The following is a 12,616-nucleotide window of genomic DNA, read 5'->3' as shown; positions in this document are numbered from 1 at the left end:
AAGGACGGAGAACGTTGCGATGAAACGCACTTACCAACCCTCGAACCTGGTACGCAAGCGCCGCCACGGGTTCCGCGCACGTATGGCCACCAAAGCAGGCCGCAAGATTCTGAACGCGCGCCGTGCACGTGGCCGGAAGTCGCTGAGCGCGTAATCCGGTTCAGGTCAAATGACTGATCGGGCACTGCCCCCTCTCGAGCCGGAGACTGCAAAGGACCCGGCCCAGGAAGGGGCGGTGCCCTTTCGCATGTCGACCCTTCTAAATCGCTCGGACTTTCTGGCTGCCTCGCGGGCCAAGCGGTTTCCTGCGGGCGGCTTTTTGCTGCAAGCCCGCCGTCGCCGCGACGGCGAGGCCGATGCGGATCTGACGCGCGTGGGCTATACCTGCTCCAAGAAGATCGGCAACGCCGTGGCCCGCAACCGCGCCAAGCGCCGCCTGCGCGAAATTGCGCGGCTGGTGATGCCGGGACGTGCCCGCGCGGGATGGGACTATGTGCTGGTCGGACGGCCGGGCGTGACGGGCGACAAGGACTTTGCCGCCCTGACCCGCGATCTTGAGATCGCCCTTCGCAAAATCCACGAGCCCCGGAAATGAGCCCGCTGGCCCGCATCCTTGCCCTACCTGTTCACGGCTATCGCCTACTGCTGTCACCGTGGATCGGCCACAGTTGCCGCTTTCAGCCCACCTGTTCGGTCTACGCCCTAGAGGCGCTGGAAAAGCACGGTGCATTCAAGGGCGGATACATGGCCGCAGTACGGATCATCCGATGCAACCCTTGGGGCGGATCAGGCTTTGATCCGGTCCCGCCACGCAACGACGAAAAATCTTAAAGTAAGATTTTTCCCCACCCAGAATTTTCTGCGAAAATTCTGCCCCGCCAAAGGTCTGAGACGATGCTGGACGAGAACGACGACATCCACCCGCTGTTTGCCGGTGCGCCTTCCTCCACCGATTTCAAAAAGCTGCGCAAACGGATCGTGCGCCAGACCCGCGAAGCGATCGAGCAATTCGGCATGATCGAACGGGGTGCCCGCTGGCTGGTGTGCCTGTCGGGCGGCAAGGACAGCTACACGCTACTGGCCGTCCTGCATGAGCTGAAATGGCGCGGTCTGCTGCCGGTCGAGCTGCTGGCGTGTAACCTTGATCAAGGCCAGCCCGGCTTTCCGGCCACTGTCCTGCCCGAGTTTCTTGAGAAAATGGGCGTCGAGCATCGGATTGAATACGAAGACACCTATTCCATCGTCATGGACAAAGTCCCCCAAGGCCGGACTTACTGCGCCCTGTGTTCGCGCCTGCGCCGCGGCAACCTCTACCGGATTGCCCGCGAAGAAGGGTGCAGCGCCGTGGTTCTGGGACACCACCGCGATGACATTCTGGAAACCTTCTTCATGAACCTTTTCCATGGGGGTCGTCTGGCCACCATGCCGCCAAAGCTGGTCAACGAAGAGGGCGATCTGTTCGTATATCGCCCCCTGGCCTTCGTCGCCGAAGCGGACTGCGAGAAATTCGCAAAGAAAATGAACTATCCGATCATCCCCTGCGATCTCTGCGGCAGTCAGGACGGGCTGCAGCGTCAGCAGGTCAAACAAATTCTGGACGGGTGGGAACGCAACAGCCCCGGTCGCCGTCAAGTCATGTTCCGTGCGTTGATGAACGCGCGGCCCAGTCATTTGCTGGACGCTGGCCTTTTCGATTTCGCGGGTCTGACCCGCGGCACACGCGAAGAGGACACCGACGGCATCCCCAAGCTGCGCTAAACGGCGCGGTAATGGGGCTGTGGCCCGGAATCCGCTTGACCTTTGACCCTGTGATCTGTTGAACCCACCCTGACTTTAAAGGACAAGGTGGCCCGATCTGATGGACGATCAGAATAAGAACCTCTTGCTCGCAACCGTGCTCAGCGGTGTCGTGCTTCTCGTGTGGTTTGTGCTGTTCCCTCCCGAACAGCCTGTTGAAGACCCCAACGCTCCGGCGGCGGTCGAACAAACCGCGCAAACCCCTGCCATTGCAGACAGCGACCTGCCTACCGCCGATAGCGCGGCAGCGACCGCGACAGCGGCGAACGTCTCTTCCACCGCTGATGCGCCCCGCATCACGGTAAAGACCGACCGCATCTCCGGTTCGATCTCGCTGCTGGGTGGCCGCGTGGATGACCTGCAACTGCTGGACTACCACGAAACCGCGGACGAAGGATCGCCTGATGTGCAGATCCTCAGCCGCGTCAGCAGCCCCAACGCCTATTACGCGCTGTTCGGCTGGACGCCGGTTGAAGGTGTGGACGCGGCGAATGTGCCCGGCCCTGACACCCTGTGGTCTGCCCCTGCAAACGCGGTTCTGACCCAGAGCAGCCCTGTAACCCTGACGTGGGACAACGGTGCTGGCCAGATCTTCCGCCGCGAAATGGCGATTGATGATGACTTCATGTTCACCATCACCCAGTCGGTCGAGAACACCTCTGCCAACGCAATCAGCCTGCGCCCCTACGGCATCATCCGCCGCCATGGCGAGCCTGAGACCCGCAAGTTCTTTATCCTGCATGAAGGCCTTGTCCGCATGTCGGACGGAACCTTGCAGGAACTGAATTACAAAGACCTGACCAAGTTACCGGTCGATGACCGCGAAGGCACTCAGGCCGAGCGTCAGGAAGTCGCGACCGACGGCTGGATCGGCTTTACCGATCATTATTGGCAGACCATCCTGGTCCCCGATGCAGGAACCGCCTTTCGCTCGACCGCCAAATATTTTGAAGGCCGTGATATTTATCAGGCCGAGGCTGTGCAGCCCGCAATCACGGTTGCTTCGGGCGAAACTGCAAGCGCAGGCACCCGCCTGTTCTCTGGTGCAAAAGAGTGGGCGACCCTCAAGCACTACGAAGAGGACGAAGGCGTTAAAGGCTTTGTGGACAGCATCGACTGGGGCTGGTTCTTCTTCCTGACCAAGCCGATCTTCTGGATGCTGCACAACCTGCACGCCCTGATTGGCAACATGGGTTGGTCGATCATTGCTCTGACCATCGTGATCAAGGCAATCGTCTTCCCGCTGGCCTACAAGTCCTATTCGTCCATGGCAAAAATGCGCGAACTTCAGCCCGAAATGGAAAAGCTGAAGGAAGCTGCTGGCGACGACCGCATGAAAATGCAGCAGGGCATGATGGAGCTGTACAAGAAGAACAAGGTCAACCCCGCATCGGGCTGTCTGCCCATGCTGATCCAGATCCCGATCTTCTTCTCGCTCTACAAAGTGATCTTCGTCACGATGGAACTGCGTCACGCCGCATGGTTCGGCTGGATTCAGGACCTTTCGGCGCCCGATCCCAGCTCGATCCTGAACCTTTTCGGCCTGCTGCCCTTCGCGGCCCCTGGTCCGGAATCGTTCCTTGCGATTATCTCGCTGGGTATCCTGCCGATCCTGCTGGGTATCTCCATGTGGCTTCAGCAGCGCCTGAACCCGGCGCCCACTGATCCCGCACAGGCGATGATCTTTGCCTGGATGCCTTGGGTTTTCATGTTCATGCTCGGTAACTTTGCCAGCGGTCTGGTGCTGTACTGGATCACCAACAACACGATCACCTTCATCCAGCAGTACCTGATCATGCGCAGCCACGGGTACAAACCGGACGTGTTCGGCAACATCAAGAAAAGCATCAAGCGCAAGAAAGCTGCTTGATCATGATCCGGGTGGCGCATCTTTTCCGTCACCCGATCAAAGGCCTAGGCTCTGAGCAGATCAAGGCCACAGACCTGAATACAGACCGCCCGCTGCCGCTAGACCGGCAGTGGGCGGTTTTGCAAGAAGGTCAACGCAATACCGGTACCTGGCAAAAACGGCGCACCTTCGGCCATGTGGCCCGCGGGCCGAAGCTATCGCAAATCAGCTGCCGCACAGATGGCAAGCAAATCGCGCTAGGCCACCCAGACCTGCCATCAATTTACATCAATCCGGACAAAGACGGGCCTGCCCTGCTGGACTGGCTTCGGCCTATCTGGGGGTCCGAGATGCAACCCGCCGCCGAACTAATCCAGTCGCCGGAAACTGGCATGACCGATGCGGATTACCCATCCGTCTCTCTGATGAACCTCGCCACGCTCTCATCCCTGCAATCCATCGCGGGGCGCGTCATCGACCTAAAACGTTTTCGGGGCAACATCTGGCTTGACGGACTGCCCCCTTGGCAAGAGCTGGACTGGACCGGCAAGCGCCTGCGTCTTGGTTCTGCAGAACTGGAAATCATCGAGCCGATCATCCGTTGCCGCGCCATCGACGCCAACCCGACCACAGGCGACTTTGACACAAATCTTACAAAACTGCTGAATCGCCATTGGGATCACGTCTACTTCGGTGTAAACGCACGGGTCACAAAGTCCGGTCACATCCGCTGTGGCGACACCTTGGAGATTTAGTCATGCAACTGCCCTTCCCTCTGGTCGAAGAACCCGATGCCGAAACCCTAGAGGCAGCGCGCATACTTTTTGCAGGTGAAACCGACTTCCTAAAAGGTGTGGTCGCCATGAACGGCCTGCCCGACGCCGACCGCGCCGAGGTCTGCTTTGCGGGCCGCTCGAACGTCGGCAAATCCTCTCTGATCAACGCGCTGACCGGTCGCAAAGCACTGGCTCGCGCCTCGAACACACCTGGCCGGACACAGGAAATCAACTTCTTCACCGTCGGCCCCGATCACTACCTGGTCGACCTTCCCGGCTACGGCTACGCAAACGCGCCCGTCGCGGTAGTCGAAAAGTGGCAAAAGCTGCTGAAACAATACCTCTCAGGCCGTGCCAGCCTGCGCCGCGCCTTCATGCTGATCGATTCCCGCCACGGCGTGAAACCCGTCGACGAAGAGATCATGAAGCTTCTGGATACCTCGGCGGTTACCTTCCAAGTGGTCATGACAAAAGCCGACAAGGTGAAAGAAAAAGATCGCGAACCTATGCTCAAACAGGTGCGCACCGCCCTTGCCCGCCACCCCGCAGCCTACCCCGAGATCATCCTGACCTCGTCCGAGAAAGGCTGGGGCATCGGAACGTTGCGCAGCGTCATCGCCGCGCTGACCTGAACGTTCTGCGCTACTTCGAACGCAAAGACTTGAGTATTTATCACAATAAAGAAGTACACGCGCGCGCATGCAGCTTCTTTATCGCTCAAATACTCATGTCGCGTCGTCCACCACCCTTCCCCTCGGGCTGGCGCTAGGATACCCATGGTTGAACCCCGAGGGAATGGACATGAAAAAGCAGATGGCCCCTATGAATCGCGACTGGATCGCAACCGCACGTACTCTTTCCGAAGCCCTGCCTTACCTTCAGCGTTATGACGATGCGATCGTTGTGATCAAGCTGGGTGGTCATGCGATGGGCAATGATGAGGCAATGGATGCCTTCGCCCGCGATGTGGTTCTTATGCGTCAGGTCGGCGTGAACCCAGTCGTTGTGCACGGTGGCGGCCCCATGATCAACGAGATGCTCGGCAAACTTGGCGTGAAATCCGAGTTTGTGAACGGCAAGCGCGTCACCGATCAGGCGACTGTTGATGTGGTCGAAATGGTTCTTTCGGGTCAGGTGAACAAGCGTATCGTTCAGGCGATTAACCGTCAGGGTGGTCGCGCTGTGGGTCTTTCCGGCAAGGATGCCAACCTGATCATGTGCGAACAGACCGACCCCGCACTTGGCCTTGTTGGCACCCCGAGCAAGATTGATCCGAACGTTCTGAATGCTCTGTTCGAAGACGACACCATTCCTGTGATCGCACCCCTGGGCGCTGGCGAGAATGGCGAGACGTTCAACATCAACGGCGACACCGCTGCCGGTGCGATTGCCGGCGCTCTGCACGCGGATCGTCTGTTGCTGCTGACTGATGTTGATGGCGTGCGCAATGCGGAAGGCGATGTGGTTACTGAACTGACCGCTGCCCAAATCGAAGAAATGACCAAAGCGGGCGTGATTGCTGGCGGGATGATTCCCAAGACCCAGACCGCGCTGGACGCGATTGAGGCTGGCGTGCGCGCCGTGGTTATTCTGGACGGCCGTCTGCCCAACTGCTGCTTGCTGGAGCTGTTTACCGACCACGGTGCGGGCTCGCTGATCCGCAAGCAACCCAAAGGCGCGTGATTGACCGCCGCGCTGAGTGATATCGAGGCCCTGCTGGCACAGCAGGGCCTTTCTGTTTCCGGTGGCGTCTTTGACGGAGACTTACCGGAGGGCTGTCAGTGCCTGCTGCTCTGTAGCCCCATCGATGGTAATTTCTGGCCCCAGTTCACCGCCTCGCCCGAATATCTGGACGGCCAGCCTGACCCCATTGACCGCTGGTCACAGCGCGTTCTAAGCGACATCGCAAGCAACATCGGCGGCACGGCGCTCTTTCCCTTTGGCGGGCCGCCCTATCAGCCGTTTCTGGCGTGGGCGCGGGCGTCTGGTCGGGCGCATGTCTCGCCCGTGGGGATGCTGGTACATGATGCTCATGGCCTGTGGATCAGCTATCGCGGAGCACTAGCCCTGCCCTATCCGGTCAGCCTTCCAGAGCCCCAGCCAAAGCCATGCACCACATGCCACGCGCCTTGCCTCACCGCCTGCCCGGTGGGTGCCATTGGCCCCAATGGCTACGATACCGCCACCTGCCACGCTTGGCTCGACACCAAAGAACAGGACTGTATGGCGCAGGGATGCGCCATTAGGCGTGCTTGTCCTGCGGGCGCGGCTCATGGCAGGTTGCCGGAACAATCAGCCTTTCACATGCGGAGCTTTCACCCATGACCCTGCGCCTGATCCTGATGCGCCACGCCAAATCCGCGTGGGACGATCCGCTGATGGAGGATCATGACCGCGTCCTGAACGCACGGGGTCAACGCTCGGCTCAGGCGATGGGGGATTGGCTGCGGGACAAGGATTGTTTGCCCGGTCAGGTGCTGTGTTCCAGCGCCACCCGCACCCGCGAAACGCTGGATCAGCTGAAACTGCCAGAGGCGGAAACCGACTATCTGCGGCGCCTCTATCTGGCGGGGTCGGATGTGATGATGGAGGTGCTGCAAAGTGCCGAGGCGCAGACAGTGCTGATGCTGGGACACAATCCGGGCATTGCCGAATTTGCCGCCCGCCTGCTGGCCCATGCGCCGGATCATCCGCAGTTCCGGCGCTATCCGACCTGCGCAACCTTGGTGGCGGACTTCCCTCAAAACGACTGGGGGGCAGTGCGTTTCCACACTGCCCACCCCGTTGATTTCATTGTGCCAAGAGAGCTGACCGACTGATCAGCCCCCCAAGGCCCGCTTAGTGACCCAGAATCTGGCTGAGGAACAGCTTGGTCCGGTCGCTTTGCGGGTTGTTGAAGAACTCTTCCGGCTCGTTCTGTTCGACGATCTGCCCTTGGTCCATGAAGATCACACGGTTGGCCACCTGACGGGCAAAGCCCATCTCGTGGGTGACGCAGAGCATGGTCATGCCCTCTTCCGCCAGTTCAACCATGGTATCCAGAACCTCTTTGATCATCTCGGGGTCAAGCGCCGAGGTCGGTTCGTCGAACAGCATGATGCGCGGCTTCATGCACAGCGAACGGGCAATCGCCACACGCTGCTGCTGGCCGCCCGACAGCTGGCCAGGATACTTGTTGGCCTGATCGGGGATCTTCACCTTCTCAAGGAAGTGCATTGCGGTCTCTTCCGCCTGCTTCTTGGGGATCTTGCGGACCCAGATCGGGGCCAGCGTGCAGTTCTCAAGAATGGTCAGGTGAGGGAAGAGGTTGAAGTGCTGGAAGCACATGCCAACTTCAGACCGGATACGGTCGATGTTCTTCAGGTCCGAGGTCAGATGCGTGCCATCGACAACGATCTTACCGGCCTGATGCTCTTCCAACGCGTTGATGCAGCGGATCAGGGTCGATTTACCCGAACCCGAGGGGCCCGCGATCACGATACGCTCGCCACGATAGACGGTCAGATCGATGTCCCGCAGGACGTGGAACTGGCCATACCATTTGTTCATCTTCTCGATCGAGATCGCGACCTCGTCGGAGACAGTCATTTGGGTGGTGTCAACCATAGTGAAGCACCTTTCTTAACGATGATCCGTGCGAAGCTGACGCTCCAGCCACTGGGAATATTGGGAAATGCCGTAGCAGGTGATGAAGAACAGAAGCGCCGCGAAGCCATACAGCTCCCAGTACACACCGTTCCATTCGGTCGAGGCGAGGATCGGCCCGCGGATCATACCCACAAGGTCGAACATCGAGATCACCGACACCAGCGTGGTATCTTTGAACAGACCCACCGCGACGTTCACGATACCCGGGATCGAGATCTTGAGCGCTTGGGGCAGGATGATGAACCGCATCGCCTGCGTGTAGTCCAGACCAAGGCTGTCGGCAGCCTCGTACTGGCCCTTGGGCAGAGCAGCCAGACCGCCACGGATCACTTCTGCGATGTAGGCCGAGGCGAACATGGTGATCATGATGATCACACGCAGGATCAGGTCCATGTTGGTTTCGGGCGGGAAGAAGTAGCCCAGAACCACGTTTGCCACGAACAGCAGGGTGATCAACGGCACGCCGCGGATAAACTCAATGAAGACCACCGAGATACCCTTGATGATCGGCATGTGCGACTGGCGACCCAGCGCCAGTGCGATACCAATCGGCAGCGACAACGAGATACAGATGGTCCCCAGCATCATGTTCAGCATAAAGCCACCCATGTTGCGCGAAGGAACCTCTTCCAGCGGCAAGATGCTTAGCTCACCCGCGAACATGCCCAGAACTTTCCAGACGACCACGGCGGCAATGATGCCCGCGCCAAGACCGATCGAGAAACCGGCACGCTCGGCCTTACGGAACGCCAGATAGGCTGCAACAAAACCCAGAAGTGCGATGATCGAAGTCATCATGGTGCCACCCCAGATCAGCCAGTAGGCCAGGAAGGGGTAGAGGCCGGTAAAGATCAGCATGCCACGGGGCAGTTTGCTGAACAGAACTGGCGAGGCCGCGACCAGCATCAGCACAAACGCCAGCGTGGGGCGCCAGTACTGGGTGTCAGGGTAGGCAATACCGAACAGCAGCTGGTTCCAACGCTCGGACAGGACCGAGAAACAGCCCCCCGATGCGCCTTGCAGGATCTCGCGGCATTCCGCGAGGCTGTTGGTGCTCCAGATCCCGTTCGCAAACCAAGGGCCTGCGTTCATGATCAACTGAACGATCAGATACAGCGCAACGACCGTCAGGATGCTGTTCGACCACGAAGAGAACAGATTCGAACGAACCCATTTCACGACGCCCTTTTCGGCGACGGGGGGCTCTTTCTGGGCCAGCATCTCTGTGCGGACGAACGCGAGTTGGGAGTGCGTATCGCTCATCTCAACGCTCCTTCAGCTTAACGCGGTTGTTATAGGCGTTCATGATGGCCGAGATGCTGAGCGAGATGATGAGGTAGAACATCATCAGCATCAGAATGCACTCGATCGCGCGGCCGGTCTGGTTCAGGGTGATCCCCCCCAGCGTGCCGGTCACATCCATGTAGCCCACAGCAATCGCCAGCGAACTGTTTTTGGTCAGGTTCAGGTACTGCGAAATCACCGGCGGAATGATGACGCGCAGGGCCTGCGGCAGAATTACAAGGCTCATGATCCGGCCCGAGCGCAGACCCAACGAGGCAGCCGCCTCGGTCTGGCCACGGTTGATCGCCTGAATGCCCGCACGGACGTTTTCCGCGATGAAGGCACCGGTGTAGATGGACAAAGCCAGCCACAGAGCGATCAAGGGACGCTGCAACTGCATGCCGCCCTGGAAGTTAAAGCCGCCCAGTTCCGGAATATCCACGCCGATGGGACGACCCATGACGAAGTACATCAGGATGCTGGGAACCAGCAGGATGGCAAGGCTCGGCCAGCCGGTGGGCAGCATCTTACCGGTCGCGTACAGCAGCTTGGTGGCGTAGCGGCGGTAGAAGAACACGGCGATGACCGAAATAATGAAGGTCGCCACGACGATCCCCGACCCTTCCAGCCAGACCGGCTTGGGGGCGTAGATGCCGCGGTTGGTGAAGGCAAAGAGGCCAAGGAACATCTCGGCGTCCGGTGTCTCGCCCTTGAAGGCGCGCGGGGACGGCAGGATGGTCACGATGGTCGAGATGATCAGGATCCAGATCAGGACCGGAACATTTCGGAACGCCTCAACGTAGACCGACATCAGCTTGGCAATCAGCCAGTTCTTGGACAAACGGCCCACACCGGCGAACACACCAAGCACCGTAGCGGTAATGCATCCCAAGAATGCGACAAGCAGGGTGTTCAGAACACCGACGATCGACGCACGCCAGTGAGAGGACTGGTTGGTATAGTCAATCAGGGTCTGGTTGATGTCATAACCCGCGGGCTTGCCCAGAAAGTCGTAACTGATGTTCAGACCAGCGGCAGCAAGGTTGCCAAGCAGGTTGGACAGAAGATAGCCCACCCCAAGCAACAGCAGCACAAGTGCGATCGCCTGAAAGGTATATGAGCGGTAACGGGTATCGTGGATCAGCTGGGAGAGCTGAAACGAACTCTTTGGAGGATCGGAATATGCCGTCATTGGTAATTCCCGGATGCAACAGGTCCTTCGTGCAGGGGACGTCCCGCTGCATGGCCTGTCTGTTTTCATTATACTTGGATAAGTTTGGGGCGCGGACTTATGCCGCGCCCCAGTACCGTTCAGACGGTATTAGCGGAAGGGCGGTGCGTACAGCAGGCCGCCATCTTTCCACTGAGCGTTCAGGCCGCGGGCCAGACCAACGGGGGTCTCTTCGCCGATGTTCTTCGCGAAGATTTCACCGTAGTTGCCGCCGGCTGCGATTGCGCGCTTGCCCCAAGCGTTGTCGAGGCCGATCATCGCGCCCAGTTCACCTTCGGTGCCCAGGATACGGTTGATCTCGGGGTTGTTGGTGCCAGCCGACATCTCTTCGATGTTTGCCGAGGTGATGCCGTATTCTTCAGCAGCGATCAGCGCGTTCAGCACCCACATGGTGATGTCGCCCCAGTCGTTGTCGCCGTGGCGAACAAGCGGACCCAGCGGCTCTTTCGAGATGATCTCGGGCAGAATGACGTGGTCACCGGGGTTCTCGAACGCGGCGCGAGTCGCTGCCAGGCCCGATGCGTCGGTGGTGTAGACGTCACATGCGCCTTCCAGGTACAGCGGCTGTGCTTCGGCGTTGGTTTCGATCGGAACCGGCTCGTAGCTGATGTTGTTGATGCGGAAGAAGTCCGCCAGGTTCAGCTCGGTGGTGGTGCCGGTCTGGATACAAACGGTCGCGCCGTCCAGTTCCTTGGCCGAGGTCACACCCAGCGACTTGGGAACCATGAAGCCCTGACCATCGTAGTAGTTCACGCCGATGAAATCGAACTTGAGGTCGGTATCGCGCGAGAAGGTCCAGGTGGTGTTACGTGCCAGCAGGTCGATTTCGCCCGACGCCAGTGCGGTAAAACGGGTCTTACCGGTGGTGGGAACGAATTCTACGGCTGCGGGGTCACCCAGAACGGCAGCTGCCACGGCGCGGCAAACAGCGACATCAAAGCCCTGCCATTCGCCATTCGCGTCGGGTGCCGCAAAGCCCACCAGACCGGTGGTCACACCGCAGTTCAGCTTGCCGCGTGCCTTGACGTCGTCAAGGGTTGCAGCGGCTGCTGCACCGGCGGTCAGACCAGCTACGGTCAGTGCGCCCAAAAATACGGATTTTTTCATTTTTACCTCTTCCTGATGCCCGCTGTTGATCAGCGGTTTTTAGCCCATTCGTGATGAGCCGTGAGCGGTCATTGGGTTTTACCTGACCCAATAGTCAAAGATTGTGTGGATTCATCAGGAATCGTCAAGGTGTTGATCACAAAATCAACTGAGTTCTTCGTCGAAATTTGATCAAATGCCGAGACAGGTATCAAAAGTTTGCGATTATTTCACTGAGGGGTTAGCAGCTGAAACAGTCTTTCTGCCTGCATGAACTCTTCTCGCTTTTTAGCTGCAAGCTCATCGGCCTCTTCATCCCGTCCCCACTGTTCGATCTGCCATTCTTCATCAAGGCGGGACAACTCCCACGCATCGGACGAATCAATCCGGCCATGGATGATTGCCAGACCCAGCACCAGTGATCCGGACATGGCGATCAGATCGTGGATCGCGGTCAACTGGAACGCATCCAGCTTGGACAGCTCGGCGCCCAGAAGGGCTACGGCATCCTCGGGCTGAGCGCCAAAAATGACGCCGTTGTGTATATTTAGCCGTGCGCCAAAGCTCTCATGAGCCCAGTCCAGCAACGGGTCCCACGCAGCGGCCTGACGCTGGATCAACTCGACCGGCTGCTCGGCGCGGTAGCACAGCAGATCGGTTTCCCCGTAAGCGGCCAGCATTTCGGTCACTTCGGCCTTCTGCGGCACCACCCGATCGATGGCCGCATTGGCCGAGCGGGTGAAGGGCATGGTCAAGGGCAGGATATTCTCATCTTGCGCGTCCCACTCGGCGGCAATGGCGCGGGCCAGCGATTCGGACGGCAAAACCAGAGGCGCTTTTGCAGGCGTTTTCACCGGACGGCCATCCAGCTGAACCTGCCAGCCACCGTCACATTCTACGCAATCAGCCTGTTTCCAGAAGCGTTTCGCTTTCCATTCGCTCATA

The 12,616-nt window shown here is 59.1% G+C and carries 15 protein-coding genes; 10 read left to right on the top strand and 5 right to left on the bottom strand.

All coding sequences use genetic code 11. The features are described from left to right. Positions 1-19: 19 nt before the first annotated feature. From rpmH to CLV74_RS03030, 10 genes are all read left to right on the top strand, one after another. On the top strand, positions 20-154 hold the full coding sequence (gene rpmH, locus CLV74_RS03075; RefSeq protein WP_005980833.1) for a 50S ribosomal protein L34: 135 nt from the start codon (positions 20-22) through the stop codon (positions 152-154). A gap of 15 nt (positions 155-169) precedes the next feature. Then, the gene (gene rnpA / locus CLV74_RS03070; RefSeq protein ID WP_106262752.1) at positions 170-595 is read left to right on the top strand and encodes a ribonuclease P protein component; all 426 of its coding nucleotides are present in this window, start codon (positions 170-172) and stop codon (positions 593-595) included. Next, positions 592-831 (top strand): membrane protein insertion efficiency factor YidD, encoded by a 240-nt coding sequence (gene yidD, locus CLV74_RS03065; RefSeq protein ID WP_106262751.1) that lies wholly within the window; start codon positions 592-594, stop codon positions 829-831. Before rnpA ends, yidD begins: the two co-directional genes overlap by 4 nt. A gap of 63 nt (positions 832-894) precedes the next feature. Continuing rightward, positions 895-1,758, top strand: a complete 864-nt coding sequence (gene ttcA, locus CLV74_RS03060) for a tRNA 2-thiocytidine(32) synthetase TtcA (protein WP_106262750.1) — start codon at positions 895-897, stop codon at positions 1,756-1,758. A 100-nt stretch (positions 1,759-1,858) separates the two neighbouring features. Next, positions 1,859-3,667 carry a membrane protein insertase YidC gene (gene yidC, locus CLV74_RS03055; RefSeq protein WP_106262749.1) on the top strand — a complete coding sequence of 603 codons (1,809 nt, stop codon included), beginning with the start codon at positions 1,859-1,861 and terminating at the stop codon, positions 3,665-3,667. 2 nt (positions 3,668-3,669) lie between these two features. Next, entirely contained in the window at positions 3,670-4,401 is a 732-nt protein-coding gene (locus tag CLV74_RS03050; RefSeq protein WP_245888459.1) for an MOSC domain-containing protein, read from the top strand. A gap of 2 nt (positions 4,402-4,403) precedes the next feature. Further along, on the top strand, positions 4,404-5,054 hold the full coding sequence (gene yihA / locus CLV74_RS03045) for a ribosome biogenesis GTP-binding protein YihA/YsxC (RefSeq protein WP_106262747.1): 651 nt from the start codon (positions 4,404-4,406) through the stop codon (positions 5,052-5,054). A 169-nt stretch (positions 5,055-5,223) separates the two neighbouring features. Continuing rightward, a complete protein-coding gene (gene argB, locus CLV74_RS03040; RefSeq protein WP_106262746.1) occupies positions 5,224-6,105 on the top strand; it encodes an acetylglutamate kinase in 882 nt (293 codons plus the stop codon). After that, positions 6,106-6,747 (top strand): ferredoxin, encoded by a 642-nt coding sequence (locus tag CLV74_RS03035; protein WP_245888441.1) that lies wholly within the window; start codon positions 6,106-6,108, stop codon positions 6,745-6,747. Further along, a complete protein-coding gene (locus CLV74_RS03030) occupies positions 6,744-7,241 on the top strand; it encodes a SixA phosphatase family protein (RefSeq protein WP_106262745.1) in 498 nt (165 codons plus the stop codon). The genes CLV74_RS03035 and CLV74_RS03030 overlap by 4 nt, the downstream gene beginning before the upstream one ends. A 19-nt stretch (positions 7,242-7,260) precedes the next feature. Here CLV74_RS03030 and CLV74_RS03025 read toward each other — a convergent pair whose 3' ends face one another. The 5 genes from CLV74_RS03025 to CLV74_RS03005 form a co-directional block, all read right to left on the bottom strand. Beyond that, on the bottom strand, positions 7,261-8,028 hold the full coding sequence (locus CLV74_RS03025) for an amino acid ABC transporter ATP-binding protein (RefSeq protein WP_106262744.1): 768 nt from the start codon (positions 8,026-8,028) through the stop codon (positions 7,261-7,263). A gap of 15 nt (positions 8,029-8,043) precedes the next feature. After that, the gene (locus tag CLV74_RS03020) at positions 8,044-9,333 is read right to left on the bottom strand and encodes an amino acid ABC transporter permease (protein ID WP_106262743.1); all 1,290 of its coding nucleotides are present in this window, start codon (positions 9,331-9,333) and stop codon (positions 8,044-8,046) included. A gap of 1 nt (position 9,334) precedes the next feature. Further along, a complete protein-coding gene (locus CLV74_RS03015) occupies positions 9,335-10,546 on the bottom strand; it encodes an amino acid ABC transporter permease (RefSeq protein WP_106262742.1) in 1,212 nt (403 codons plus the stop codon). Between the two features lie 129 nt (positions 10,547-10,675). Further along, a complete protein-coding gene (locus tag CLV74_RS03010) occupies positions 10,676-11,692 on the bottom strand; it encodes an amino acid ABC transporter substrate-binding protein (protein WP_106262741.1) in 1,017 nt (338 codons plus the stop codon). Between the two features lie 209 nt (positions 11,693-11,901). Further along, positions 11,902-12,615 carry an ATP12 family chaperone protein gene (locus tag CLV74_RS03005; RefSeq protein WP_106262740.1) on the bottom strand — a complete coding sequence of 238 codons (714 nt, stop codon included), beginning with the start codon at positions 12,613-12,615 and terminating at the stop codon, positions 11,902-11,904. Position 12,616: the final 1 nt, after the last annotated feature.

It is taken from the genome of Donghicola tyrosinivorans (assembly GCF_003003355.1).
GTDB lineage: Bacteria > Pseudomonadota > Alphaproteobacteria > Rhodobacterales > Rhodobacteraceae > Donghicola > Donghicola tyrosinivorans.
Note: the sequence above shows the minus strand (reverse complement) of the source record. Positions and strands in the feature narration are given on the sequence as shown.

Coding starts and splice junctions, on each gene's coding strand:
- CLV74_RS03025 (WP_106262744.1), bottom strand. CDS start 8,028: ATGGTTGACACCACCCAAATGACTGTCTCCGACGAGGTCGCGATCTCG.
- rpmH (WP_005980833.1), top strand. CDS start 20: ATGAAACGCACTTACCAACCCTCGAACCTGGTACGCAAGCGCCGCCAC.
- ttcA (WP_106262750.1), top strand. CDS start 895: ATGCTGGACGAGAACGACGACATCCACCCGCTGTTTGCCGGTGCGCCT.
- CLV74_RS03030 (WP_106262745.1), top strand. CDS start 6,744: ATGACCCTGCGCCTGATCCTGATGCGCCACGCCAAATCCGCGTGGGAC.
- yihA (WP_106262747.1), top strand. CDS start 4,404: ATGCAACTGCCCTTCCCTCTGGTCGAAGAACCCGATGCCGAAACCCTA.
- CLV74_RS03010 (WP_106262741.1), bottom strand. CDS start 11,692: ATGAAAAAATCCGTATTTTTGGGCGCACTGACCGTAGCTGGTCTGACC.
- yidD (WP_106262751.1), top strand. CDS start 592: ATGAGCCCGCTGGCCCGCATCCTTGCCCTACCTGTTCACGGCTATCGC.
- CLV74_RS03005 (WP_106262740.1), bottom strand. CDS start 12,615: ATGAGCGAATGGAAAGCGAAACGCTTCTGGAAACAGGCTGATTGCGTA.
- CLV74_RS03015 (WP_106262742.1), bottom strand. CDS start 10,546: ATGACGGCATATTCCGATCCTCCAAAGAGTTCGTTTCAGCTCTCCCAG.
- argB (WP_106262746.1), top strand. CDS start 5,224: ATGAAAAAGCAGATGGCCCCTATGAATCGCGACTGGATCGCAACCGCA.
- rnpA (WP_106262752.1), top strand. CDS start 170: ATGACTGATCGGGCACTGCCCCCTCTCGAGCCGGAGACTGCAAAGGAC.
- CLV74_RS03050 (WP_245888459.1), top strand. CDS start 3,670: ATGATCCGGGTGGCGCATCTTTTCCGTCACCCGATCAAAGGCCTAGGC.
- yidC (WP_106262749.1), top strand. CDS start 1,859: ATGGACGATCAGAATAAGAACCTCTTGCTCGCAACCGTGCTCAGCGGT.
- CLV74_RS03020 (WP_106262743.1), bottom strand. CDS start 9,333: ATGAGCGATACGCACTCCCAACTCGCGTTCGTCCGCACAGAGATGCTG.